The sequence below is a fragment of the Phycisphaerales bacterium genome, from assembly GCA_016716475.1.
GTDB lineage: Bacteria > Planctomycetota > Phycisphaerae > UBA1845 > Fen-1342 > JADJWG01.
Genome location: JADJWG010000004.1, coordinates 423,729 through 449,436, shown reverse-complemented (window position 1 = coordinate 449,436; position 25,708 = coordinate 423,729). Strand labels below are relative to the sequence as shown.

19 protein-coding genes are annotated in these 25,708 nt (G+C 64.4%); 12 read left to right on the top strand and 7 right to left on the bottom strand.

Features of this window, described 5'->3' with window-relative positions; translation table 11 throughout:
* Positions 1-176 precede the first annotated feature (176 nt).
* Positions 177-2,633, top strand: a complete 2,457-nt coding sequence (locus tag IPM18_15925; GenBank protein MBK9121070.1) for a DUF3459 domain-containing protein — start codon at positions 177-179, stop codon at positions 2,631-2,633.
* A 70-nt stretch (positions 2,634-2,703) separates the two neighbouring features.
* Here IPM18_15925 and IPM18_15920 read toward each other — a convergent pair whose 3' ends face one another.
* The 3 genes from IPM18_15920 to IPM18_15910 form a co-directional block, all read right to left on the bottom strand.
* A complete protein-coding gene (locus IPM18_15920; GenBank protein ID MBK9121069.1) occupies positions 2,704-5,037 on the bottom strand; it encodes an alpha amylase C-terminal domain-containing protein in 2,334 nt (777 codons plus the stop codon).
* A gap of 102 nt (positions 5,038-5,139) precedes the next feature.
* Positions 5,140-5,910 (bottom strand): hypothetical protein, encoded by a 771-nt coding sequence (locus tag IPM18_15915; protein ID MBK9121068.1) that lies wholly within the window; start codon positions 5,908-5,910, stop codon positions 5,140-5,142.
* Positions 5,911-6,129: 219 nt separating this feature from the next.
* The gene (locus tag IPM18_15910; GenBank protein MBK9121067.1) at positions 6,130-8,355 is read right to left on the bottom strand and encodes a hypothetical protein; all 2,226 of its coding nucleotides are present in this window, start codon (positions 8,353-8,355) and stop codon (positions 6,130-6,132) included.
* A 188-nt stretch (positions 8,356-8,543) separates the two neighbouring features.
* Here IPM18_15910 and IPM18_15905 point away from each other — a divergent pair, with 188 nt between their 5' ends.
* The 4 genes from IPM18_15905 to uvrA all read left to right on the top strand — a co-directional run bounded on the left by IPM18_15905 (position 8,544) and on the right by uvrA (position 13,564).
* On the top strand, positions 8,544-8,723 hold the full coding sequence (locus tag IPM18_15905; GenBank protein ID MBK9121066.1) for a hypothetical protein: 180 nt from the start codon (positions 8,544-8,546) through the stop codon (positions 8,721-8,723).
* Between the two features lie 229 nt (positions 8,724-8,952).
* Entirely contained in the window at positions 8,953-10,023 is a 1,071-nt protein-coding gene (locus IPM18_15900) for a prepilin-type N-terminal cleavage/methylation domain-containing protein (GenBank protein ID MBK9121065.1), read from the top strand.
* Positions 10,024-10,026: 3 nt separating this feature from the next.
* A complete protein-coding gene (locus IPM18_15895) occupies positions 10,027-10,428 on the top strand; it encodes a hypothetical protein (protein ID MBK9121064.1) in 402 nt (133 codons plus the stop codon).
* 205 nt (positions 10,429-10,633) lie between these two features.
* Positions 10,634-13,564, top strand: a complete 2,931-nt coding sequence (gene uvrA, locus IPM18_15890) for an excinuclease ABC subunit UvrA (protein MBK9121063.1) — start codon at positions 10,634-10,636, stop codon at positions 13,562-13,564.
* A 19-nt stretch (positions 13,565-13,583) separates the two neighbouring features.
* Here uvrA and IPM18_15885 read toward each other — a convergent pair whose 3' ends face one another.
* Both IPM18_15885 and IPM18_15880 read right to left on the bottom strand, forming a co-directional pair.
* Entirely contained in the window at positions 13,584-15,599 is a 2,016-nt protein-coding gene (locus tag IPM18_15885; GenBank protein MBK9121062.1) for an ABC transporter ATP-binding protein, read from the bottom strand.
* Positions 15,600-16,085: 486 nt separating this feature from the next.
* Positions 16,086-16,928 (bottom strand): hypothetical protein, encoded by an 843-nt coding sequence (locus IPM18_15880; GenBank protein MBK9121061.1) that lies wholly within the window; start codon positions 16,926-16,928, stop codon positions 16,086-16,088.
* A gap of 214 nt (positions 16,929-17,142) precedes the next feature.
* Here IPM18_15880 and IPM18_15875 point away from each other — a divergent pair, with 214 nt between their 5' ends.
* From IPM18_15875 to IPM18_15865, 3 genes are read left to right on the top strand one after another with little or no spacing between them, the layout of a single operon-like run.
* A complete protein-coding gene (locus IPM18_15875) occupies positions 17,143-18,486 on the top strand; it encodes an ATPase (protein MBK9121060.1) in 1,344 nt (447 codons plus the stop codon).
* Positions 18,487-18,505: 19 nt separating this feature from the next.
* Positions 18,506-19,168 (top strand): TrkA family potassium uptake protein, encoded by a 663-nt coding sequence (locus IPM18_15870; protein ID MBK9121059.1) that lies wholly within the window; start codon positions 18,506-18,508, stop codon positions 19,166-19,168.
* A gap of 31 nt (positions 19,169-19,199) precedes the next feature.
* Positions 19,200-20,207: an NAD(P)-dependent alcohol dehydrogenase gene (locus IPM18_15865; protein MBK9121058.1), complete on the top strand. Its 1,008-nt coding sequence runs from the start codon at positions 19,200-19,202 to the stop codon at positions 20,205-20,207.
* 23 nt (positions 20,208-20,230) lie between these two features.
* Here IPM18_15865 and IPM18_15860 read toward each other — a convergent pair whose 3' ends face one another.
* Positions 20,231-20,956 (bottom strand): phosphohydrolase, encoded by a 726-nt coding sequence (locus tag IPM18_15860; GenBank protein MBK9121057.1) that lies wholly within the window; start codon positions 20,954-20,956, stop codon positions 20,231-20,233.
* A 264-nt stretch (positions 20,957-21,220) separates the two neighbouring features.
* On the opposite strand from IPM18_15860, the gene IPM18_15855 reads away from it, so the two are divergent.
* The 3 genes from IPM18_15855 (at position 21,221) to IPM18_15845 (ending at position 22,867) form a co-directional block, all read left to right on the top strand.
* Entirely contained in the window at positions 21,221-21,679 is a 459-nt protein-coding gene (locus IPM18_15855) for a transcriptional repressor (protein ID MBK9121056.1), read from the top strand.
* A 94-nt stretch (positions 21,680-21,773) separates the two neighbouring features.
* A complete protein-coding gene (locus IPM18_15850; GenBank protein MBK9121055.1) occupies positions 21,774-22,067 on the top strand; it encodes a zinc ribbon domain-containing protein in 294 nt (97 codons plus the stop codon).
* Positions 22,068-22,138: 71 nt separating this feature from the next.
* Entirely contained in the window at positions 22,139-22,867 is a 729-nt protein-coding gene (locus IPM18_15845) for an N-acetylmuramoyl-L-alanine amidase (GenBank protein ID MBK9121054.1), read from the top strand.
* Positions 22,868-22,913: 46 nt separating this feature from the next.
* On the opposite strand, the gene aroB is transcribed toward IPM18_15845, so the two are convergent.
* Entirely contained in the window at positions 22,914-23,987 is a 1,074-nt protein-coding gene (gene aroB / locus IPM18_15840) for a 3-dehydroquinate synthase (protein MBK9121053.1), read from the bottom strand.
* A gap of 243 nt (positions 23,988-24,230) precedes the next feature.
* Between aroB and IPM18_15835 the strand changes: the two genes are divergently transcribed.
* Complete coding sequence (locus IPM18_15835; GenBank protein MBK9121052.1) at positions 24,231-25,685, top strand: bifunctional folylpolyglutamate synthase/dihydrofolate synthase; 1,455 nt, start codon at positions 24,231-24,233, stop codon at positions 25,683-25,685.
* Positions 25,686-25,708: the final 23 nt, after the last annotated feature.

Sequence of the window (25,708 nt, the reverse complement as noted above, 5' to 3'; positions counted from 1 at the left end):
TCTATTTGTTGGGCACCGTACGGCTACGTAGAAAAGCCCATACGCGTGGCGCACCCGTTCCCGCAAGGTACGGAAGTCAAGCGGGCGGGCCAACCATCTCTTGCGTTGGGGCTCGTGCCGAGTAGAGTAGTCAGGCCATGATTCCCCATCTTCAACCCCATCATTCGGCGGATTCGATGCAACCTTCCCGGCGAGTGCTCCTGAGGAGCACCGTTATCCTCGCACTACTGAGCGGCGCGATTCCTGCTGTGAACGCGGCCTGGCCGCCGGCCGAGCCGCTGGCCGAGGCAACCGACGGCGGCAACGCAGCGTTGCCGGAATCGATCCGGGCCGCGTCCCTCGGCAGAGATACCTGGTCCTGCACCTTCCGCTTTCGGGCAGAAGCCGGAACGCGACAGGTGGCGGCTGTCGGTTCGTTCAATGCCTGGGATCGAACGGCAACACCATTGTCAGGTCCGGACGAAGACGGGACCTGGTCCGTCAAGTTACAGCTCACAACGGGGCTGTATGAATACAAGTTTCTGGTCGATGGCGAGCGCTGGTTCCCCGACCCTGCCAACCGCGAGCGTGTGCCGGACGGCTTCGGTGGCCAGAATTCCATCCTGCGGCTCGGCCGCCTGGCACAACTGAGCAGGTCCGATGCTCGGCGCGGCGACGGCCAGATCGATATCGTGGGGCTCGCACATCAACCACCGCAACCGCTCTACGTGCAGGCGGTCGGCCCGGATGAAGTCTCACTGCGTTACCGCACGCTCAGCAATGACGTGGAGCGCGTCACCCTGGCGGTGCAGAATGTGGGGGAGTTCCCGCTCGAAGCCGTGGTGGTTGGGCCGGTCTTCACCTTCTACGAAGGCCGTGTGCAGGTCCCCGCGAACGGTACCGCCCGTGTGCGCAGTCTCGTCTACACCTTCGTGCTGGAGGATGGCGACCTGCGCCGCTGTGACCCGAACATCTACCGCTACAGCTTCACGGCGGCGAGTGTCTTCACCGCCCCGGACTGGGCCCGCGATGCGGTCTGGTACCAGATCATGCCAGACCGTTTCCGCAACGGCTCATCCACGAACGATCCGCAGTTGCTGCGGCCGTGGACGAGCGAGTGGTTCACGCTTTCTGACTGGGAGCAACGCGGCGGGCAGACGTTCTACCAGAACGCGGCCTTCGAGCGCAGCTATGGCGGTGATCTGGACGGGATCGAGCAGCAACTGCCCTATTTGCGCGCACTTGGCGTCAACACGCTGTACCTTACACCGGTGTTCGTGGCACCGTCGTACCACAAGTACGACGTCGGCAACTACCTGCACATTTGCCCTTCCTTCGGGGTGAAGGAGGACCTGTCGGCGGTCCTCGCGAGCGAGGACCTGCTCGCCCCGGACACGTGGCAGTGGACCGCCTCGGATCGCCGCTTTCTCGACTTCGTGCAGGTCGCGCACGAGCAGGGTTTCCGCATCATCCTCGATGGGGTTTTCAACCACGTGGGCATCACTCATCCGGCCTTCCGTGACGTGCAGACCAACACGCAGCGATCCCGCTTCGCAGACTGGTTCGACATTACCTCCTGGGAGCCGTTCGCCTATCGCGGCTGGGCTGGCTTCGCCCACATGCCGGTCTTTGCCCGCAACAGCACCGGTTTTGCGAGCGATACGCTGAAGGAGCACCTCTTCGCGATCACGCGCCGCTGGATGGCGCCCGACGGTGACCCCAGCAAGGGCATCGACGGCTGGCGGCTGGACGTGCCGAACGACGTGCCGCGCGCCTTCTGGTCCGAGTGGCGCCGCCTCGTCAAGAGCATCAACCCCGACGCACTCATCACGGGCGAAGTCTGGACCCGTGCGGACGCCTGGCTCGACGGTGAGCACTTCGACGCCGTGATGAACTATGAGTTTGCCCGCACGGCCGTGCAGTGGCTCTTCGACCGAGAGCGGAAGATCCCCGTGAGTGTCGCGGCGGCACGCTTCGCCGAATTGCGACTGGCCTATCCACAGGCCGCCAACCATGTCGTCCAGAACCTGATCGGCAGCCACGACACGGACCGCATGGCGTCGATGGCGCAGAACCCTGACCGCGAATTCGACCGCCAGAACCGCGTGCAGGACAACAATCCGAACTACGACAATCGTAAGCCGTCGGCCGATTCATATGCTCGGGCACGTCTGGCCGCCCTGCTGCAGATGACGTACCTCGGTGCCCCGTTGATTTACTACGGGGACGAGGTCGGCATGTGGGGGGCCGATGATCCCAGCAGCCGCAAGCCGATGCTGTGGGAAGATCTCGGACCCTACGACCAGCCGGAGGAAAATGCGGTTGACACCGCGCAGCTTGCCTTCTATCGCGAACTGATCCGGCTGCGCCACGCGCAGCCAGCCCTGCGGCGCGGGGAGTTTCGCTCCCTGCTGACCGACGACACTGCGGATGTCTGGGTGTTCGCACGGCACAGCGACGGCGCTGCCCCCGTCATCGTCGCGCTCAACGCTTCAGAGTTGGAGCGCAGCGTACGAGTTCCGCTGCCCGAGGGCCTGCCGGCCACGTGGACTTACCTGTACGGCGGACAGGGGGGGATCTCCGCAACCGCCGGTCACGTTACGATCCGCGTGGCCCCGTTGAACGGGACCATCCTCGTGGGTGGTGAACCGTAGGACGGTGCTCCCGCTTCGCAACCGCCACCGGCGTCGTGCTCTCCCCGGCCCGCCGTGGCTAGCAAACAGGTTATGGCTGCGGGCCATTCCACTCCGCCACCAGCCAATGCCAGTCGTCCGGGTCAATGCGCCCATTCTCGTTCAGGTCCGCCCCCAAGCCGCAGCCCGCCAGGCCGAGATCCGCCTGCAATCTCGCAAGATCCCGCAAATCGACGGACCCATCACCGGTCAGGTCCGCCGAGCGACCACGCGGCGCTTCGTGCCGCAAGACGAGCAACCCCATCGCGGGCACCGTGATCCACGCGGAGGCGGGCTGGCTATGCAGCGGACCACCGTCGGCATAGATCACCCCACCGTTCCCGCTACCGCTGCCCCAGTAATCCACGTCCTGCGAGTTCAACAACTCGTACCAGGTACCGCTGTGCGGCAGGCCGATCTGGTAGGTCGCGTGGTCGCTGTTGCCCAAATGAGCAAGAACGACAATCTCCCGGCCCAAGCCGCGCCAGAAGGCCAGCACCCGCCCACCCTGGTTCACATGGTAGATCCCGTAGGGCGCATCCGACCGCAGGCCGCACTGGCTCCGCCGCAGGCCGATCGCGGCCCGGAAGAAGTCGAGCAGTGGGGTGCGGGCCGACGCCTTTGCCCAGTCGAGCCGATGCTGAGCCCCACTCCCGAAAGCGGCCTCCTCCAACCACTCTCCCCCCATCAGGAACATCGGGATGCCCGGGACGAACATCGTTAACCCCTGGCCCAGCTTGCTGCGCCCGACTGCCCACGGCCCCAGCGGGTTCGCGCTGTCGAGAGTCATCGTCAAGCGCTCGTAGTTACCGGCTTCGTCGTGGCTCTCGATGTAGCGCACGAGCTGCGTCTTGTTTGGGTAGGACGACGCGTTCAGTGCCGTGGCCAGGGCCCCCATATTCGGATTGCCGAAAGCCGCATCCACCAGCGCACCGCGCAGTGTCCACTTCCAGTGATCGTCCCACTGGCTGTCGAATCCCGCCCCACCGGCTGTAACGGGTACCGTGATGTTCACCTCGTTGGGTAGCTCTTCGGCGATCGAGATCGCGTCGGCGGCCCGCTGCCGGATGCGCCGGTTGATCTCCTGCATGAGCCCCCAGCCCGCCGGATAGCCCTGCGGGAAGATCCAGTTGTCGCGCATGAAGCGCGTGGCATCCATGCGGAAACCGTTGAAACGGTACTCGTCCAGCCAGAGCAGCACGTTGTCCGCAAAATAGTCGCGCACCTCCTGCTTCCAGAAGGCCGCCTGCGCACCCCACGGTGTCTCCACGGCGGGCACGTCGAAGTAGATCTGCGTGCCGTCGTACTGCCACATGAAGTTGTCACTGGGAGAGAAGTGATTGTAAACGATGTCGAGCGTAACGGCGATGCCGGCTCGATTCAGACGGTCGATCAGGTACTTGAGGTCGTCCGGTGTGCCGTAGGCGTGCTCGGGGGCCCAATGGCTGATCGGGTTGTAGCCCCATGACTGGTGAAATGCGAATTCCGTGATCGGCATGAGTTGCACGACATTCACACCGAGGTCGAGCAGGTGGTCCAGGTGCCGGTCAACCACGTCCCGATAGCGCCCCATGCGATTGAGACCGTCGTTCAACCCCGAGAAGGTGCCGACATGCAGCTCATAGATCACCATCTCCTCGAACGGCGGGACGCTGAAGTCATCGTTGCTCCACGCAAAAGCATGCGGATCGACGAGAAACGTATTCAGATTGTCCTGCGGGTTCAGGGCCCGCCCGCGCGCATCCGGCCGCCATGTCCCCAGCCCGCTGAAACGGTACTTGTACTGCTGATTGGCCTGCACCGGCGGCAACACCCGCCGCAGGAAATCACCGCCCACCCGCTGCATCGGCAGGGAGGTTCCACTCCAGCCGTTGAACTGGCCCGCAACCCATGCGCCGGGCGCCCCGGGTGCCCAAACACGAAACACGGCGCCGCCGTCACTCGTGAGGGTTCCGCCGTAGGGCGCATGGGCCAGTGTCGCGAAGTCGATCGTCCAGCCGCTAGAGGGCGGAGTGCTGCTAACCCCGCTCGGGCCGCAGTACGCCACCGCCGGCGGATCCAGCAATTCCAGGTAGTATGTCAAGCTTGCCGTGGGGGTCGTGGCTGGCAGCGGCGCCTCCCAGAGGTCATACGGACCGCGCTGACCGACGACCTGCGCTTCGACGACCGTCGTGGCGTGCCCCCCCAGGTGCACACGGGCCGCCACCAGATCGTTGCGAAAGGCCTGGAACCGCACCACAAACGCCTCGCCACCAACCGGACAAAGCGGCCGGCGGTCGAGCCAGGCCACGTGCGAAATCCCATCCCATTCCACGTTGCCGTCGGGTCCGGTCGCAGAGGCGCCCGCGACGCCCGCCAATACACCCAGCAAGCATCCCAGCCGCACCACCAGCGCACCTCCAACCCCGCCGGAAAAGCAGGCGCGAGGGCGACCGATATGCCGGCCGCACCCGCGCCCGAACAACCCTGGTTGTCGAACCCGCGGCCCTTAGCGGCGGCGGATCAAGCCGGCAACTACCAACAGCGCGAGCGCCGCGGTGGGTTCCGGCACGACCACGAAACGGTTGTAGTTCCCATAGCCGGCGCTCGTGTCGCCGAAGCCAGGGTTGTCCCCACTGTTCAGAGGAGAGTACGCCGGGATCGACTCGTTCGAGCCGAAACCACTGTCCGCGATGTATGCAACGAAGAAGTCCACCGCCCCGCCGGGTGCCACCCCCAGCGTTGCGAGCGGAATCGCATACTCGCGCGGCAAAGCGCCGCTGCCGTTGAAATCCAGGAAGTTCAGGTGACCCGGGTCTGTCCCGGCCGTCAGCTCGAACAGCACCGAGCCCCAGCTTGCGAAGACCAGCCCGAAATCCGGCAGAAAAGCCGGGTCAAACGGATCGTTCGCGTTCGCCGACAGGTTCGAAACCGCGCGGCGACCGCCGTCCGCGGTATCGTTCATGTCGGCATCGGTATAGCCACCGGCGCGCGTGTCGAGCATGATCGTCACGAGGTCGTTGACGGCCGCACCGGGCTGGAAGGCAATGTATAGGAAATTGGCATCGCTCTTCATGAAGAGCGTGCCATTGCCGACCGTCCCGCCGAAACCGGAGCCACCACCGCCGTAGCTGTAGCTGTTACCGGGGCCGTATTCGCCGGGGCTGATCACGCCATCGACCACGGCGCCGGTAGGCGACGTATCGATCCGCGTGTCCACGAGGCCAGCGAGTGCGGGCACCGTCAGCCCGATCGCGGCCAGAAACGCTAACTTGCGCATCTTCTTCACACCTCCGAAAAGCACAGACGCCGCAGCGGTCGTTGTCCGGGACTGCCAGATCGGAACGACCAATCCACCCGCAACCGCTGAGAGCACATGTCAACCACTTTCCATTCTACTCTGTGGCATACTCAATGCGGCGCCCGGTGCTCCGGAAAAGGAGACACCGGCGCGCCACACCCTCCACTTGGATGCCAGTTCCACCAAACCGCACAACTGCTACGGAATGGTCACGCAGGGGTCCGGACTCGCCTTGATCTGGGCGATGAAACCGGAGATATCGCCGAAGTTCACGGCGTTGTCCCCGTTCGTATCACCATTCAAGTAGGCACAGACGCCGTTGTCTGGATCGTACGTCCAGTTATCGGGCGAACCGGCCTTGATCGCCGCAATGAACAACGAAATGTCGGCAAAGTTCACCAGCGTGTCGCAATTCATATCGCCCGGGCAGTACTGCTCGGTCGGCGCCGCGGTGATCTCGATCTTCATCGCACCCTTGATGACGTCCGCCGTCATCGTGAAGGTGTCGGTCGCGTCAAGGATCGTGAACTCGAAGTTGCGGGCATCCACGCCACGGCCGTCCGAGCCGATCGCATCCCACGACCCGGTATTCACGATTTTCCACATGTAGGTGCCGGGATTCAGGCCGGTGCCGACGTACTGGTAGACACCCCCGCCCAGCGAGGCCATCACGGTGTTGGGGTTGGCGTTGTTCCAGCCCTGCCAACTTCCGACCGCAGTCCAGGCGGTGGCACCCAGCGGCACCACACTCACCTGTGTGCGATCCTTATTCGGCAGCAGTCCGTCCAGCGTGAGGTTCTGGTCGAAGATGACCGTGAAGTTGCCTTCACCGTCGGCATAGCCCCAGGCATTCGAGAGCGGCCACGCGCCATCCCAGTTCATCCCATTCGTGATCTTGAACTGCTGGCGGCTGTTGGGGTTCAAGCCGCTGAAGGTGATCGTGTAGACCTTGCTGCCGACGGCGGTCTCCGTCAGCGGGTGTGACATGTTATTCCAGCCGTTCGCTTCGCCCGCAAAATGCGGGTTCTCAAAGCGAATCGAGCAGTCGACGGCGGCGCACGCCCCACCGACCCACGTCCCGCTCTGGGCCGTGCACTCGAACCGCAGGACTTCCTGGCACGCGTTTGCGATGCAGCACGCGCCAAAGTCACAGGGGTTGCTGCCGCAGTTCGTGTTGTCACCCGCATAGGTACCGCTGGCGAGCAGGCAGTCCGCTTCACGCAGCAATACACATCCTTCGCCGGTGCAGCAGGCCCCACTCGGCGGAAGGACGCAGGCACAACCCGAGCAGGTGCCACCCAGCTCAAACGTGCCGCCCAGTGTGACGCACTCAGACTCCGTCGTGATGTGGCATTCACCGGCGAAGCCGTCGTCAATGCAGCAACTGCCGGCGGTGCCGGCACACGGATTGCCATCGCAGCTCGCATTGTCACCCAGGTAGGTACCCGTGGCCGCAGCGCAGTCGGCCGCAGTCATCAGTTGGCACTGTGTGCCAAGGCAACATGCCCCGACGACTACTGTATCCAGTGCGACCGTGACCGGCAGGTGGAAGAAGGCGTCGTTGAGGTTGACGTTGCGGGGCTCACCAGGGTTGCCATTGCCGTCGGGGTTCGGGGCCAGGCCGAAGTATCCACCCAGCATCTGGTTCGACATGTAGTCGTGCTGTTGGCCGTTGATGAAGATCACCACCTGGATCGGACCGGTCGGATTGCCGAGCGCACTCAGTGGAATCGCCAGCTCGACGCCGGTTTTGACAGCCGCAATGTCCTCAAACGAGGCACTCGTCACCCCAGGCCCGCCGGCGACGCCGCCCCGGTTGCGGTTGTCAAGCGTAGCACGGATGGCCGGGGCGCCTTCGTCACCCGGAGCCAGGATGCCGTTGTCGGTCTCGCAGACAGCTTGACCGGCCCCGACGTAATAAGCCACGCCGGGGTTGTTCGCATCGACGTACAACTCGGCATAATCCACGTAGATCGAGACCGGATTGCCGAGGGCCGCAACGCTCACCCAGAAGTCGGCCTCGAAGCCATCCTTGAAGGTCAGACCATTGCCGGAGCCGTCATCGGCCATGCGGCGCACACCGGCGTTCGGGAAGCCGGGATTGGTCTCCAGCAGGCGGTTCTGCCCGCCGGCGCGGGTGTCGAAGAACAGCTCGAGCTTGTTGCCGTTCGTCTCCAGATTGCCCGCAATGACGAGGTACAGCGTGCCGTCGTAGACGGCCGCGTACAGTCCGTCGATCTCTGAACCATTGGCGACGTCCGGCCGGCCGAGTGAAGCATTCCCGAAGCCGGTGTCGGTGTCCTGCACGGCTAGCGGCGCGCCGTAGAGCACGTCGCGGGCGGCACCGTCCATGACCAAGTCCGCGTGTAGCCCGGCGACGCCCCAGACAGCCACGAGTGCTAGACAACAAACCAGGTTTCTCATCTTCCACTGCTCCGATTTGTGGCCGCTAAACCGTAGGCCCGCGCTGGACGGCCGGCGGCACAACAGGGGCCGGCGCGGGATAAAACGCGCGGGCAACGCGCCGCGCGGAAGGTGTCCGGGGGAGCGGAGAGAGCAGGTGCGCTCGATTGACACGGAACGCCATGGCTTTCCCATCTCCGGAGCTGCGCGTGACAGCCAAGAAGGGCGCTTCCGACGCAGAACTGCGCTCCGCAGCCGGCGCAGGAAACACGCGCGACAGGTCCACTGAACGTATCCCGCGCGCTGGCGCGTGTCAACAGAAAACGCTGTGTTTACAGGGGTTTGGCGACAAAGAGCAGACTGAAACGATTCAGTTTTCGGCCGATTGAGCAAGCAGATCCGCATCCATCTTGTACGGATTTACACCAGCGAACTTTGGCATTGACGTCGCACTCTCCACCGACCGGTGTCCCGACACCGCCCGTCGTTGGCTTCTGGACTTCCCCGCTACAATCCGATAGAAGATCACTGCGGCCTGTCCGTCACCATGCCGCGCGCGAACGGCCGATCCGAGTCGGCTATTCGTTGAGCACACTTCATGACCGCGGAGTACCAGTCATGCCCTCCGGCCTGCGCCAACCACATCGGACACACCACTCAGCTTTCACGCTGATCGAGTTGCTGGTGGTCGTCGCGATCATTGCACTGCTGATCTCCATCCTGCTCCCGAGTCTGGCCCAAGCCCGCAGCCAGGCCCGCAAGGCCAAGTGCGGCGCCAACCTGCGCTCGATCGGACAGGCCGTCGCAAGCTGCTACGCGACCTACAACGACTACGGTCCAAGTTGGGACGACGGCGAAGCGAATCCGGCCGCGGGTTCCGAGTGGTTCATGTTCTCATGGGCCGACACACTTTTCGACCTTGGTTTCCTCGGCAACCCCAACGCCCAGATATGCCCCGATGACCAGCGGCCGGACGATCCGGTCCGAGCCCGGGCCGATACGAACAACTGGAACTACAAGTTTGTCCGGGAATTCGGCAAGGGCGAGACCCCGCGCGCGGGCATCCGCTCGAGCTATGCACTCAACGCCATCATGCACTTCAACTTCTACGACGATCGCTACAAGGATCCCGCGCGCCAGATCTACGCGGCCGACGGCTGGTGGACATGGTTTGGATCGTTCAACGCGGCCTGGCTCGCTTCGGACCGGGTCCTGCCTGCCCAGCCCCCGGGGTACAGTTGGCCGCATGCCTACGCCAACATGGTCGCCTGGCGCCACGGAAAACAGCGCGAGACGGGGCTGCTGATGCGTGACGGTTCGGTCAGCCATGTCCGCCCCAACTTCGGGCAATTGACGAATGCCGCATCCCTTTTCTTCACCACGACTGACACCAATCGCTACTTCACGTGGCTCCCGGGTGAGCATCCGGTCCGGAACTATTACGACGCCTACGGGGTTGGGCCAGGCGGCGCAAACCCCAAGCGTGACCCGCTGCTCGACCAGAAAGCCCCCGGTCAGCCCCGACTTCCGGACTGGCGGGAGCGCAATCTGCGCGGCACCGGTTACAAGCAGCTTGGCAGCGCAAATAACATCCACCCTTATGCCTATCCGGATGAACTCAACGCCGTCTGGCGCACGAGGAACAAGGCCTGGAAAGAACTCCCGAATGAGCAGATCGATCGGCGGTAGGGCATGAATCAGCGCCAAACCGTTGCGGCCGTCGTCGCCGTCATCGCCCTGGGAGGTGCGGGCTACCTCTATTTTGTGCGCGGCAATGATGGACCCGGGCAGGCGCAACGGCCGCGCACTTCCGGTGTCTGCCTGGCAACCGGCTGGCAGGGTGACGCTTACGCGCACTTCACCGAGTATCCGCCACTCACCTGCCCCGATTGCGGAAAACAGACCTTCTACCCGTACTGGTACTGCGAAGAGAGCGGCGTCCGCTTCGTACCGGATCTGCGCGTATTCCAGCCCGGCGGGGGCTACCCTTACAGCGTGCGCTGTCCACGATCCGGCAACCCGAGCTGCACACCCTGGATCCCCGAGATCAACACCACCTTTACGGACCATCCCCTGCCCAAGCTGCGGCCCTGAACCCCGCGGGTGGCACAACCGGAGCACGATTCCGTCCAGGTTGTGTTGAAACACCCAGTGGGTTGGTGAGGTCCCGCCCCGCTCCGGCGCCCTCGTGGTATACTGCGAGGTTTGCGAAACACCCGTTCCGCCAGGTTGTGGCCCCGGACCGCGAGTGGCAGCGCCTGGCGAACGCTGGCATGAACTTGACCGGGGAGAGAGCAGCGTGGAACCGAGAATCATTCGCGTCGTCGGCGCGCGCCAGCACAACCTTCGGGATGTCTCCGTCGACATTCCCCGGGACCAGCTCGTCGTCATCACAGGCCTGAGCGGCTCCGGAAAGAGCAGTCTCGCCTTCGACACGATTTACGCCGAGGGCCAGCGCAAGTACGTCGAATCGCTCAGCGTGCACGCACGCCACTTTCTTGAGCAACTCAGCAAGCCCGAAGTCGAACGGATCGAGGGTCTGCCGCCCACCCTCGCCATCGAGCAACGGGCCACCGCGACCAATCCACGATCCACCGTCGCCACCACGACCGAGATCTACGACTTCCTCCGTGTGCTCTTCGCCAGAGTCGGCACCCCGCACTGCCCCGGCTGCGGCAAACCGCTGCTCCGCCGAACGGTCGACCAGATCGTCGATGTCGTGCTGTCCTACCCGGAACAGACGCGGGTACTGGTGCTCGCTCCACTTGCCCGGGGGCGTACCGGCGCGCTCGAGCCGGTCCTCCGGCGAATCACGCGCGAAGGGTTCGTCCGCGCCCGCATCAACGGGATCCTCTGCGACATCAAGGAGCTCGGCGAAGCGGAGCAGGCCGGCCCGGCGCGCAGCCAGCGGCGCGTCCACGACATCGACGTCGTCGTCGACCGCCTCGTCGTGCGCCCCGACGTCCGCTCCCGCCTGGCCGACGCGGTTGAACTCTCGCTGGCGCTCGGCGATGGCACCGCGATCATCGCACGCCAGAACGGCCACAGCCCTTCAGAGCAGGGCAATGGTGGACGGGCGCGCGACGAGGCCTGGGTCGATGAGGTCTTCAGCGAGCACTTCGCCTGCACCGCCTGCGGGCTGCACTTGCCCGAACTCACACCGCGCATCTTCAGTTTCAACTCACCGTACGGCGCCTGCACGCAGTGCAGTGGCCTGGGCACGATCCAGCGTTTCACCCCCCAGCTCATCGTCCCGGACGAGACGCTCTCCCTGCTGGGCGGGGCGATCGCCCCGTGGGCCAGCGGCACGAAGCGCATCGCGGCCACCCATCAGAAGTTGGTGCGCGAGCTGTGCGCCGCACTCGAAGTCAAGCCGGAGACACCCTTCAGTCAGTTGCCGGAAGAGCTGCGGCGGATGATCCTGCAAGGGACCACGCACAACGATACGAAGAAGTTCGGGGTCAGCTTCGAGGGCGTGATCCCCAACCTGGAACGCCGCTTCCGTGCCGCCGGTGCCGAAGCCGGCCGCAGTCGCCTCAGCAACTACCAGGCCGAGCAGGTCTGCGACCAGTGCCGGGGGGCCCGGCTCAAACCCGGCGCCCTGGCCGTTCGCATCGCCGACCACAATATTCACACCGTAACGCAGATGTCGATCGCGACCGGGCACCACTGGTTCGAAGCGCTCGCCTTTGCGGGTGAAGCCGCCCTGATCGCCGAACCGATCTTGCGCGAGATCCGCCAGCGATTACGCTTCATGTACGACGTGGGTCTCGGCTACCTGACCCTCGACCGCACCAGTGCCACGCTCTCCGGCGGCGAGGCCCAGCGCATTCGTCTCGCCACCCAACTCGGCAGCGGTCTCGTCGGCGTCTGCTACGTGCTCGATGAGCCGACCATCGGCCTGCACCAGCGCGACAACGAACGCTTGCTCGGCTCCATCCGCCGACTGGTCGATCTCGGCAATTCAGTCATCGTGGTCGAACACGACGAGGATGTCATCCGCGCTGCCGACTACCTCATCGACATGGGCCCGGGGGCCGGGCTGCACGGCGGCCGTATCATTGCCGAGGGGACCGCCGCCGACGTGCTCGCCAATGAACGTTCCATCACCGGCCGCTTTCTGTGCGGCGAGTTCGGCATCCCTCTGCCCGACGAGCGCCGCACGGCTCGCAAGTCGGACTACCTGCAGGTCCTCGGCGCCCGCGAGAACAACCTCAAGAACATCGACGTCAGCATCCCACTTGGGCTCTTCTGTGCTGTTACGGGCGTCAGCGGCAGCGGCAAGAGCACGCTCGTCTCGCAGATTCTCCTCCCGGCGCTCCGTAAGCGTCTGTACCGCACCAAGGAGCAGCCCGGTGCCCACGAACGCCTGGTCGGCGCCGGCCGCATCGACAAGGTGATCGAGATCGACCAGACGCCCATCGGCCGGACTCCCCGCAGCAATCCGGCCACGTACACCGGAGTCTTCGACGAAGTTCGTCGACTCTACGCCAAGACGCGCGAAGCGCGCATCCGGGGCTTCAGTGCCAGCCGCTTCAGCTTCAACGCGAAAGGCGGCCGGTGTGAGGCCTGCCAGGGCCAGGGCACGCGCCGCATCGAGATGCACTTCCTCCCCGATGTCTTCGTCGAGTGCCAGGAGTGCCGCGGCACGCGCTACAACCGGGAGACACTCGAAATCCGCTATCGCGGGAAGTCCATTGCGGACGTCCTGAACATGCGGGTCGAGGAAGCGCTCCGCTTTCTCGACAGCTTCCAGCGCATCAAGCAGGGGCTCCAGGCCCTCTCGGATGTCGGTCTCGGTTATGTCCGCCTGGGCCAACCCTCCAACACGCTTTCCGGCGGCGAGGCGCAGCGGGTCAAGCTCGCGGCCGAGCTCGGGCGCGGCCTGCTCCACCCCATCACTCCCAACGGTCCACCAAGCGCATCCGCCACGCAGCGTGCCAAGTTCGACAGTCACACCCTCTACGTCCTGGACGAGCCCACGACCGGCCTGCATTTCGCCGACATCCAGACACTGCTGGCGGTGCTCAACCGTCTCGTGGATATGGGCAACACCGTACTTGTGATTGAGCACAATCTGGACGTGATCAAGACGGCCGACTGGATCATCGACCTCGGCCCCGAGGGCGGCGAGCGTGGCGGCCAGATCATCGCGGAGGGCACCCCCGAGGAGATCGCATCCAACTCCGCCAGTCACACCGGGCACTACCTGGCAGCGAAGCTGCGCTGAAGCGCAGAGGCGCAGCGGGCTACGCCTGGGGCGCCATCCCCGGCGAGCGGTACAGGGCCTCGAACAGCGGACAGCGCGCGAGCAGTTCTGACCGCGTTCCGACATCCACCAGCCGCCCCTGATCCATGACCGCGATCCGGTCGGCCATATCCATGACCGTGTGGCGATGTGCGATCAGGAAGGTCGTCTTGCCGCGGCGCAACAAGTCCAACGCCACGTGAATCTTGTGCTCGCTCTCTGCATCAATCTCGCTGGTGGCCTCGTCGAAGATCAGGATCGTCGCCGGCTTCAGAAATGCCCGCGCGATCGAGATGCGCTGCCGTTGCCCCCCGGACACGGAGGTGCCGAACTCGCCGAGCGGCGTATCGTAGCCGTCCGGCCACTGCTCGATAAACTCGGCGGCGTAGGCCTGCTGGGCCGCCGCGCGCACCTCCGCGCGCGTGGCGTTGTCCTTGCCGTAGGCGATGTTCTCGAAAACGGTCCGCGCGAAAATCACCGGCCGTTGCGTCACTACCGCGATCTCCTGCCGCAGATCGCGCAGCGACATTTCCGCGACATCGTGCCCGGCGATCAGCGTGCGACCCGCGGCCGGCGTGATCAGCCGCGGCAGCAGCTTCACCAGCGTGGACTTGCCGCTGCCGTTGGGGCCGACAATCGCCAGGCACTCACCGGGCGCGACCTCCAGCGTGACACCGTTCAACGCCGGCGGCTCCTGCGTCGGGGTGTAGCGGAAGCACACCTCCTCGAACCGCACCGCCCGCGGCTGGCCGTACGGCAGCTTGGGCCCCTCCCGGCGCGAATGCTCCTCGGGCAGGTCCAGGAACTCAAACACGCGCGTGCCGGCCGCCCCCGCCCGTTGCACCATGTTGTATACGTTCGCAATCTTGCGGATCGGATCGAGCATGGCGGCGAGCAACCCGACCATGGTGAGGAAGAGTTGCGGAGAAATCTCGCCGCTGAACTGCCGCGCCGCGAGCCATACGATGCCGGCCGCCGTCACCAACACCCCGACCACTTCGATCAACGGTGACGCCACCGCCTCGATCCACGCGAGTTTCAGCAACTGCCGCAACATGCCGCGCTCGATCTGCCACATGCGGCGCCGTTCGTATGACTCGCGCCCGTAGCCCTTCACCACGTCCACACCCTGGAGGGTCTCTTCGAGGTTGCCGAGCATGCGGCCGTAGCCCTGCAGCAGCCGGATAGTCGCTTTGCGGACCTTGCGGCCGAAATACCAGAGCAGGCCGACGGCAAACGGTGCGATGGCGAGAACGATCAGTGTCAGGCGGGCATCGAGCAGCAAGGCGACCGCCAGCACGCAGATCGCCTTGAGCGGTTCTCGGGCGACCTTGCCGAAGAGCGTGGTCACACCGAGAAAGATCTCGCGCGTGTCGGAGAGGAACTGGTTGACGCGATTAGAGACGTCACCGCTGAGGGCCGCAACGGGCACACGCAGCGCCTTGCGATACATGTGCCGCCGCAGGTCCATCATCATGCGATGCGAAGCATTCAGGATAAGGTACTGGGACAGGCAGCGCAGCACGTTACCCGCAACGTTTACCGCGAACAGCGCCGCCAGCAGCATGAGCAGCGTCTGCATTCGCTCCGGCGGCGAGATCCCGGCCGGGAAAATGGGAGCGAGTTGCCGCAGCAGCGGCGCGTACCAGCGCTGCGCCACCCCGGCGGAGTCCTCCCCCGGCGAGCTCACCGGCAGCCCCACGGTCAGCGCGCCGTCGTCTACGGACACCGCCGGGCGGGCGGGCCGATCCCCGGCCGCGCTGAGCAGGGCATCATGCAGACTCTGTTCGCCGATGATGACTTTCAGGATCGGGAGCATCCCACCGAGACTGGCGGCATAGGTGAGTGCGACTCCCAGACCAAGCACCATGCCGAGGATCATGTTGCGGCGGTGCGGGTACACCAGTCGCAGCACGCGCCACATCGCTTGGCGCGACTCATCCCGGGATGGCTTGCGGACGTTGCGCTGCGCGAGCGCCCCCTGGGGCGTCGGACTCGGTAATGGTCCGACACTCATCGCCACACCCGCCCGAAGTGCCGCGCCGCCCGGTCGACCAGCCCAACACTGCAATCAACCACACTGCGTCTGCGGCGGGTCGCGAAAGTCTCACCTCTGCAGACGTGCGGGCCACCGAGATTCGGAAGTACCGGCCCCGCGGGGGCAAACATAAGCAAGGCGTGCGGCCTCATGGGGTCAGGGGCGCTCCAGAGCCCGTCGCAGGCGGCGCGCCACCGCGTGCGTAGCAGGCGTAACCGGGCACCTTAGCGGCGGTCCGTACCGCGAGCAACCGCCCCCCGCGACTTGCCGAGGACTCCTGGAGCCCCACGATTCCGGCAGTCGCTGTGCCGCCCCCGCCGCGTAGTGAACTCCACGGTGGGTGGTCTCACCCGACGACCGCAGGCCCCCGTCTGGCTTGTACTTCAAAATACAAGGGTCTCTATCCGCGAATTCTCGACCTCTCTCTAACCCCTCCTGGGGGGAGGAGAGGTTCCCGGATCGCTGCTAATCCCTGGGCTGCTCAGCCGGGGAGGCCTCAACACTTTCCGGCTGTGCTTGCAGCGTCGTGGCAGGTGCTACGGCACCACGCTCGACACGAGCATCGGCGCCGGCCGCCGGCCGCGGATCAAGCCGCACAGGTTGGGCCTCAGGCACCTCCGCCCGCAGAGCCGCAATGCGCTCGTCGTACCCGCGTACCTGCGCCGGTGTCAGCACCGCGCGGAGATCCCGAATGAGCTGCTCGACCGCCTCGTCGTTGGGACGGGCTTCGTCGCTGCGCAGCGCGGGGGCCTGGGCACGGAACTTCGCCAGCACCACTTCCACGTTCCGGTGCTGCTCCTGGGTGAGATCGGATGCACGCACCGCCAAGAGTGCATGCACGGGCCGCAGCGTGATATCCTTCACCGTCTTCGCCCGCTCACGGATCGCCGGCAACTGGGCCAACTGCGTATCGGACAGGATCAGGGTCAGGTTTTGGAAGAACTCTTCTTCCGCGGCCATCCCCGGCCGCATCTCCTGAAGTTGCTTCTGAATCTGGGCGGCCCGGACCTGGTCACCCTCCTGGTTGGCGGCATCACGCTGCGCAACCAGTCGTTGCATCTCCTCAAGGAAGGCGAGCGGGTTCTCGGCTTCGGCGGTGGCCTTGTAGATGTCGAGCAGGTCACGGGCCTGGGCCATCTGGTCGTCGTCGAGTTGCAATTGCCGGCACACCCAAAGCAGCAACTGCTCCCCCGTGGGGGCGGTCTGCGTAAGCGCCGGGCGCTGCGGCCGAGGCGCGGCCTGGACCCCTTGGGCCGTGGCGAGGGTGCTGCCAAAGAGCAGTGTGGTGAGCAGGACGATGGTGCGCATGGGAAACCTCCGGTCCGAATCAACTTACGCGGCCAAGGGGTTCACGGCGGGACGGCATGAGCACGTCCGCCGCCGGGCCCTCTATCAGCTTAGCTGTCTGGCGCGGCGACGCAACTCGCCGAATCCGTGCGGCCCGGCCGATGGCGTGGTATCTTATCGTGCTTCCGTGCCGGCTGCGCGTGCCGCCGCCCGCGCCGAGGAGTAGAACACCCCCGTGTGGCGTAAGCTGCTATCCCGCCCCGAAGCGCTGCTGGTGCTGAGCTTCGCGACGTTGATCGTGGTCGGTACGGGCCTGCTCGCACTGCCGGCCGCACAAGCCGGCGACCCGATCCCCCTGCTGGATCTCTGGTTTACCGCTACCTCGGCAGTATGCGTCACGGGACTCGTGACGGTCGATCCACCGACGGTCTATTCGCGCTTCGGCCTCACGGTCATCATGGTGCTGTTCCAGTTGGGCGGACTCGGCATCATGAGCTTTGGAGTGCTGGCTGCTCAACTGTTCCGCAAACGGATGACTTTCGTCTCCCAGGCGGCGGTGCAGAGCGCCTACTTCGAGTCGCAGGCGGCGGGCAATCTCGGGCGTGCCCTGCGCTACATTCTGCTGCTGACACTGGCGTTCGAAGCTGGCGGCGCACTGCTCCTCTATCGTGAACTGCAAGCGCGGGAAGCGGGTGGCTTGTTCGAGGCGACCTTCCTGTCAATTTCCGCTTTCTGTAACGCCGGCTTCTCCGTCTACCCAGACAGTCTCATGCGCTTTGCCGACGCCCCGGTGTTCCTCGGCACGGTGATGGTGCTGATCGTCGTCGGTGGGCTGGGCTACAGCGTCCTCATCGAGGTTACCAGCCGTACGACGCGCGCCGTACGGCGGCGTCCGCAGAGCACGGTGCGCTGGACACTCCAAACCCGTGTCGTCCTCGGCGTCAGCGCGGGATTGCTGTTTGGTGGCGCGGCAGCACTGTTCCTGTTGCGGATGCCCAGCTCAGAAACCGGTTACGGCCGGCAGGCCCTCGATGCCCTCTTTCAGTCCGTCACGGCCCGTACGGCGGGATTCAACACGATCGACATCGCCGGCCTACCAATGGCGGCCCTGCTGCTACTCATGGCGCTCATGTTCATCGGCGGTTCGCCCGGTTCGTGCGCAGGCGGAGTGAAGACCACCACCGCTGCGGTGTGGGCCGCGCGGCTGTGGGCGCGGCTCACCGGACGCGATGACGTCGTGCTCGGTCAGCGCGTGATTCCGAACGATATCGTCCGGCGGGCCACGCTCCTGCTCTCCGTGGCCGGCGCGTGGAACATCATCGGACTGGTCATCCTGTCGATCAGCGAGGGCCAACAGCCGGGTGCGAACTTCGAGTTCCTGGTCTTCGAGCAGTTCTCGGCCTTCGGGACGGTGGGCCTGTCGGCGGGCGTCACACCCACCCTTTCCGCCGCCGGCAAGGGCTGGATTATCCTCACCATGTTCGTCGGCCGGCTTGGGGCGCTGACGGTAGCATTGGCCGTTCTGCGTCCCCCCCGCACGCTATACCATTACCCGCGCGAGCGCCTGATGCTCGGCTAGTCGCGAAGGTACCACCGCCATGGCACGACAGGTCTGCGTCATCGGTCTCGGACAATTCGGCATGCACCTCTCCCGTGCGCTGGTGAAGCTTGGTTGCGAGGTGCTGGCAATCGACGTCAACGAGGCGCGTGTGGAGCAAATCCGGGACGACGTACACCGCGCGCTGATCGGCGACGCCCGCAACTTCGCCATGCTTTCCGGCGTACTCACCGCCTCGGTTCGCGAGGCCGTCATATGCCTCGGTGAGAGCAATGTCGAACCGAGCATCCTCTGCGCCCTGCACCTGCGGAAAATCGGCATCCCCATCATCCGTTCGACGGCCACGACCGATGATCACGCCCGGATCCTCCTCGCAGTCGGCGCCACCGAAGCCATCTTCGCGGAGCGTGAGGCCGCCGATCGCCTCGGGCGTCGGATCGCCAACCCCGACATCCGTGACGTCTTTCCCCTTGCGGATGATTACCGCATCATGGAGATTGACGTGCCGAAGAAGACCGTGGGCAAGTCGCTGGCGGAACTCGACCTGCGTTCGCGCTACGATCTGCTCGTACTCGCTTACCGCAACCCGACAGAGGAACACTTCCACTTCCTCCCTCTGGCGGACAAGCGGATTCAGCCGGCCGAAACCCTCATGGTGCTCGGCCGCGAGCTGGATCTCGTCCGCTTCGCGAGCCAGGGGTAGTGGGCCGGTGCGACCGGCAAGGGAGCCCCCAATGCGTACATGGTGCTTTCACCAGTTTGGTTGCGAGCATTTGCAACTCTGCGATCTTCCTGAGCCGGTGCCTGGCCCAGGCGAAATTGTCGTCGACGTGCGGGCACTGAGTCTGAATTATCGCGATCTGATGGTCGTGAAGGGGCTGTACAACCCCCGTCTCAAGTTGCCCGCCACACCGATCAGTGACGGAGCCGGGGTGGTAACCGCGGTAGGCACGGGCGTGACGCGCGTCCGGGTGGGTGAGGAGGTCGTGTCCCACTTCCTGCCGGGGTGGATTGACGGCCCGTTTCGCGGCGATGTCCCGAACTCCGCGCTTGGCACTCCGGGCGAGGGCCTCGCGACCGAGCGGGTGGTGCTGCCGGCCGAAGCCGTGCTTCCGCTGCCGGCGGGTTACACCATGGAACAAGCGGCGACTCTACCGATTGCCGCATTGACTGCGTGGAGCGCACTACACACCGTGGCCGACTTGCAATCGGGACAGACGGTCCTGACGCTCGGCACAGGCGGCGTCGCGATCTTCACGCTTCAATTGGCCAAGGCACTGGGTGCCCGGGTCTTGATCACGAGCAGCAGCGACGCGAAGCTCGAGCGCTGCCGGGCGCTGGGGGCAGACGGACTCATCAACTATCGCACCACGCCGGAGTGGGACGCCGAGGTGCTGCGGCGCACGGACGGACTGGGTGTCGACGTAACCGTCGAAACCGCTGGCCCGGGCACACTCGATCTGTCCATGCGGGCTACGCGGGCGGGTGGTATCATCGCGCTCTTGGGCGCCTTGACGGGCCGGCAGGGTGGGGTGACCACCGGGCTGATCCTCATGAAGCGGCTGCAAATCCACGGCATCATGGTGGACTCGCGGGCGGCCTTTCAGGAACTCATCCGCTTCCTCGAAACGCACCAAATCGCACCGGTGATCGACCGTCGTTTCGGTTTTGATGAACTCCCGGCCGCGTTCCGTTGCATGGAGAGCGGGGCGCATTTCGGCAAGATCGTCGTCTCGCGGTAGTGGCAGAGGTGACGCAACACGATTCAGGCCGCCTCGACCTCCTGTTCGAAACATTGCAGCCATTCCAGCGCCTCGGTCACCGTACCGACCGGTGCGCCGGGCACGCGCGCGCGATCATCAATGGCGCGCAGCAGTAGCAGGTCGTCGAACCACTCCGAGGCACGCAACCGGCGCCGCAACTTCGCCCCCAGGGTTCCCTGCCGGTAAGCCAGCGCATCCATGTGGTGTGCAATCAGGAATTCCTCGCGTTCCGTCAGTGTTCCGTGCAGAGCGTCGAGTCCGGCTGCCACGTGATCCGTCGGATCGATTGCCTTGCCCACATCGTGCAGCAGGGCCGCAGCAACCAACTCCGCATCATAGGGACACTCGCTTCGAGCCAGTTCAAACGCTTGCAGAGAGTGGAACAGAGCATCCCCCTCCGGGTGCAGTCGCACGTCCTGCCGAACGGCTTCAAGGGGTGGCAACAGCAGCGCCCACACGAGAAACGGATCGGCATGCAACAACGCCGGACCGCCGCCGCTATCGCCCGGTGAAACGGGGGCCGCCGTAGCGGCCTGCCGCTGGGTGTACGCCGCCATCTCCAACTCGATCTCGGCGTCGGAGGGGAGCTGATGCGGCTGGGTGCGCAGGTGCACGCCGAAGCGCCAGGCGGCCTTACGCCGGGCGTCGGCGATCAGGGCCGCACCTTCCTCGTACATGAGGCGCGCGGCTTCGGAGGCAATGCGGCGACGGAGTTTGCTGGATTTCATGGGGCAGGCACCTTGAGCGGACCGGCATGGACGGCAAGAGCGGGTCCGGGTTGGAAGTGAGCGGCAGCACGCGACACTCCTTCGTCAACGTGTAACCGAATGGCAAGGTTACCCTGCTGAAACCATTTCCACACCCTGCATCAGAAGATAATTTCGACCGATTCACGAAAATCACCCCCTGCCCTGCTGGACCTTGTCATCGGAATAGAATACTCTGATATATGGAAATCAGTATCATCCTGTTCCGGGGTGCTGGAGGACCTGATGCAGCGCAACACATCTCAGCGCCGCGCCATCCGGCTCGCATTCGACCGTACCGATCGCCCCCTCAGTACCGAGGAAGTTCTGGCCGCCGCGAAACGGTATCACCCCAGTCTCGGCATTGCGACCGTTTATCGCGCCCTCAAGGATCTTGTTGCCGAGGACTGGCTCAGGATTGTGAAGCTTCCGGCCATGCCCCCGCGCTACGAGCTGGCCAACCGTCCGGCTCACCATCATTTCTACTGCAACACCTGTGGGCGGGCATTCGAGGTGCCATGCTCACGTGTCCTGCTCGACGCGTTGATCCCAGACGGTTTCGAACTCGAAACTCACGACCTGGTACTTTACGGCCGTTGCAACGAATGCGAGCTTGCCCAGGTATCAGGGCGCCAGGCCGTGGAAGAGGTGTCCCGACCCAGTGTGCGTTTCCGACAACCGCGCTACGTGTCGGCCGAACGTTGAAGAATGGTGCAAGGCGCGCTATCCATCTGGATGCGGTGCAACAGCGGTGTAGACGGACTCGCGGCGCGCCGACGAAGGTTTCCGGAGCGTGCCGATGCCGATCTATGAGTATGAAATTGTCCGGGCTGACGGCAGCGCCGGTCGGCGGTTCGAGATCCAGCAGAGCATCCACGCCGCACCGCTGACCCACCATCCCGAAACCGGCGAACCGGTCCAACGCTTGATCAGCGTGCCACGGGTTGCGGGACGTTTCTCCGATATGAAGCTTAACCGCACCCTGAAAGACGACCGCAAGCTCGGTGAGTTGGGTTTCACAAAGTACGTGCGTAATAGCGACGGTAAACTCGAACGCCGTGCCGGCCAGGGACCGCCGACCCTCACTCCCTGACCCATGCTACTCTTGCCAAATCCGCCCTCCACGAAGTTGCGAGGCCGAGAGCCAGCGATACTATCGCGTTCGTGAAACGAATTCCGTCTTTACTGTCGGTAGGTGTACTGCTCGCTGCGATCGGCTGCGCGAGCCCCCAGCCCACGTCACCTCTCGGTCCGCCCCCGTCGCCCGTCCTCGGTACGCGCGAGCCGGAGCCGATCCTGCCGATCCCGCCACCCGTGATTGCGGAGCCCACTCCGCCACAGATACGCGACTTGCCTAACGTCACGATTGTCGTCGACGCCGGGCACGGCGGGCGCGATCCCGGCGCATTGGGCGTCGGACCACAACCGGAGAAAGTTGTGGTGTTGGCGATCGCGCGCGAAATCGCGCGGCAACTGGAGGGGCGCGGTGCCCGCGTGGTGATGACCCGGGCAGACGACCGCTTCCTCACGCTCGACGCCCGCGCCTCCGTCGCCGAGCAGCGCCGTGCAGCCCTGTTCGTATCTATCCACGCGGATGCTGCGAGCCGGGCTGAAGCCAGCGGAGCAACCGTTTACATCAGCCGGAGCGCCTCGCCTCAGAGCCGTAGAGCCGGAAACGCGATTGCCGCAGCGTTGGAGCGTGCCGGAATTGAGTCGCGCGGGGTCCGGACAGCCGGCTTCCGTGTGCTGGTGGCCCACTCCCGCCCAGCCGTTCTGATCGAAACCGGTTTCCTGACAAACCGTCGAGAAGCACGCCTGTTGGCCGACCCGACGTACCAGCGGCGCGTGGCAACCGCCATCGTCGAAGGCATTGCACGGTACTTCAACTCGTAGCACACCCTCGTATGGGTGGAAAGATAGACCGGCCGTTGGATGCGGTTTACGGCATGATACACCGCAGGGCCCGCACAACCTCCTCAGGGGTGATATCCGCCACCTTCTGCGTTTGCCCCAAACCCCGTAATAGGACAAAGTTCACCGCGCCGGCATGCACCTTCTTATCTACCTGGCAGGCCTCCCAGACCGCGGTGGGTTCTAGCGGTTTTTGGAGTCGTAAGGGTAATCCCAGGGCCTGTAGCAGTTCAGCAATCTGCTGCGCAGCAGCACCGCTCAGTAGCCCCCGCTGCACAGCAAGCTCGTTTTCGACGCGCATCCCTAGCGCGACGCATTCACCATGCCGCAACTCATAATCGAGCAGATGCTCCAATGCGTGGCCGATGGTGTGGCCGTGATTCAGGATCGCGCGCAAACCTGATTCGCGCTCGTCGCGGGCCACGACCTCGGCCTTGATCTCGCAGTTTCGGGCGATTAACTCCTCGAGCCGGCCTCCGTCGCGCGCGGTGATGGCTTCGGCGTGCGTGGAGTGCCACTCCAGCAGTTCAACAGAGCGGATTGCGCCGTGCTTGACGCTTTCCGCCAGACCGGCGCGGTAATCGCGCTCTGGCAAGGTCTCAAGGAACGCAAGATCGACATACACGCCCGTGGGCTGGTGAAACGCCCCAACAAGGTTCTTCCCCGCCGGGAGGTCCAGACCGGTTTTCCCCCCCACGGCCGCATCGACTGCCGCCAGAAGGGTGGTCGGCACCTGGACAAAGGGAACACCGCGGAGCCAGGTCGCAGCGACGAAGCCGGCCAGATCTCCGGCCACTCCCCCTCCGAATGCCACCATGACGGCCCGCCGCTCTACACGGGCCTCTGCGAGCTGATCGTAGAGCCGTCCCGCAACAGCAAGCGACTTACTGGCTTCACCCGCCGGGAAAGTCAGTATGAGGGGTTCCGCCGGTAGCGCCGTAACCAAAGCTGGTAAATGCAGTTTGGCGACACGGTCGTCGGCAATCACCACGAGTTGTGGAGCAGCCAGGACGCTGTTGCACTCACGCAACTTGGTCCGCGCATGGTCACCGATCACGATTGGGTATGAGCGGTCCGCAAGGTTCACGGGGACGGTTTTCATGGCTGAATGGTGTACCCGGAAAATCTTCCAACGTCACGGGGCTGAACCGTAGCACGGCGGGGGCGTAGAAAGATGTGAGAAGGCGGCCATGATGCGGTCATCCTGCCTGTGGAAAAGTGTCGTCGATAGAATGTAAGTGTATTATACAAATAACTTTGCGCATTTTCTTCCTTGTGCACAGGCCCCCTGACGCGGGCCTGCTGAACTTGACGAAAACACAGCTTTCTGGTAACCTGCACACCCATGTCGCGAACCCTAACGAAGCGGCCCCGAGCCGCGACCACGAAGTCGGCCGGTGGCACTTCCTCGAAGCGGGCCAAGACCTCGCGCGCGAGCACCACCAACCGCAACAAGACCATCCGAACGTACCGCGCCGCGCTTGATTTTCTCAATGCGCAGACGGACTACGAGAAGATGATCCGGGTTGGCTACAACCATACTAACTTCAACTTGGCCCGGATGTTACGCATCCTGGCCGGCTTGGGCAATCCGCATAAGAAGCTCCGTACCCTGCATGTCGCCGGCACCAAGGGGAAGGGTTCGACCTGCCACATGCTGGCATCGATGCTCGAGAACTCCGGTTATCGGACCGGCTTGTATACCTCGCCCCACATCGTCGACCTGCGGGAGCGCATCGCGATCAACGGCAAGCTCGTCACCGAGGCCGAGTTCACCCGGCTGATGGCAAAGATCGTCCCTGTCGTTCGCAAGCTCGAACGCGACGCCCCGACCTTCTTCGAGATTATGACTGCGGCCGCGTTCCTGCACTTCGTCAATCAGAAGGTTGAGATCGCCGTGATCGAGACGGGTCTCGGCGGGCGGCTGGATTCAACCAATGTGCTGAAACCCGAGGTGTGCGGCATCACGAACATCAGCTACGACCATGTGGCCCAGCTCGGCAATACGCTCGAAAAAATCGCCGAGGAGAAAGCGGGCATCTTTAAGCCCGGCGTTCCGGCCATCAGTGCACCGCAGCCGCCGGCTGTGAAGCGGGTGCTGAAGAAGGTTGCCGAGCGGGTGGGTTGCACGTTGCGGTTCATTGGCGACGATGTGGAATTCAGCTACCGCTTCGAATCATCCCGCGCGAGCGGCCCGCACACGCGTGTCTGCCTGGCAACGCCGCACACACGCTTCGACCACCTCCAGGTACCGCTACTGGGTGAGCACCAAGCCATCAACTGCGGCGTGGCCCTCGGCATGATCGACGCACTTCGCGCCAATGGCTTTGAAGTGCCCGAGCAGGGTGCAATTGACGGCCTCGCCAAGGTACGCGTGCAGGGCCGGCTGGAGCTGGTGCGCGACATCCCCCGGACCATCGTTGACGGCGCTCATAACGCGGCCAGCGTCGCCGCGTTGATGCGGGCCATCGGACAGAACATCTCCTATGACTCGATGGTCGTGATCTTCGGCTGTTCACAGGACAAGGACATCGATGGCATGCTGGCGCAGCTCCAGCTTGGGGCTGACAAGATCATTTTCACTACGGCGGGCACACCGCGTTCGGCCGACCCGTATGAGCTGCACGCCCGGTTTGTGGAAAAGAGCCAGAAAATGGCCCAGATCGGTCCGACGCTGGAGGAGGCATACACGATCGCCTGCAAGAGCGTGAGCCGCGAAGATCTCATCTGCATCACCGGATCGTTCCACCTGGTGGGCCGGGCCAAGCAGAAGCTGGTTACTCCCGCACCTCTGAACTAACGAACCCAGCGCTCCCATGCGGG

Coding starts and splice junctions, on each gene's coding strand:
- IPM18_15925 (MBK9121070.1), top strand. CDS start 177: ATGCAACCTTCCCGGCGAGTGCTCCTGAGGAGCACCGTTATCCTCGCA.
- IPM18_15915 (MBK9121068.1), bottom strand. CDS start 5,910: ATGCGCAAGTTAGCGTTTCTGGCCGCGATCGGGCTGACGGTGCCCGCA.
- IPM18_15910 (MBK9121067.1), bottom strand. CDS start 8,355: ATGAGAAACCTGGTTTGTTGTCTAGCACTCGTGGCTGTCTGGGGCGTC.
- IPM18_15900 (MBK9121065.1), top strand. CDS start 8,953: ATGCCCTCCGGCCTGCGCCAACCACATCGGACACACCACTCAGCTTTC.
- IPM18_15895 (MBK9121064.1), top strand. CDS start 10,027: ATGAATCAGCGCCAAACCGTTGCGGCCGTCGTCGCCGTCATCGCCCTG.
- IPM18_15885 (MBK9121062.1), bottom strand. CDS start 15,599: ATGAGTGTCGGACCATTACCGAGTCCGACGCCCCAGGGGGCGCTCGCG.
- IPM18_15880 (MBK9121061.1), bottom strand. CDS start 16,928: ATGCGCACCATCGTCCTGCTCACCACACTGCTCTTTGGCAGCACCCTC.
- IPM18_15870 (MBK9121059.1), top strand. CDS start 18,506: ATGGCACGACAGGTCTGCGTCATCGGTCTCGGACAATTCGGCATGCAC.
- IPM18_15865 (MBK9121058.1), top strand. CDS start 19,200: ATGCGTACATGGTGCTTTCACCAGTTTGGTTGCGAGCATTTGCAACTC.
- IPM18_15860 (MBK9121057.1), bottom strand. CDS start 20,956: ATGAAATCCAGCAAACTCCGTCGCCGCATTGCCTCCGAAGCCGCGCGC.
- IPM18_15855 (MBK9121056.1), top strand. CDS start 21,221: ATGCAGCGCAACACATCTCAGCGCCGCGCCATCCGGCTCGCATTCGAC.
- IPM18_15850 (MBK9121055.1), top strand. CDS start 21,774: ATGCCGATCTATGAGTATGAAATTGTCCGGGCTGACGGCAGCGCCGGT.
- aroB (MBK9121053.1), bottom strand. CDS start 23,987: ATGAAAACCGTCCCCGTGAACCTTGCGGACCGCTCATACCCAATCGTG.
- IPM18_15835 (MBK9121052.1), top strand. CDS start 24,231: ATGTCGCGAACCCTAACGAAGCGGCCCCGAGCCGCGACCACGAAGTCG.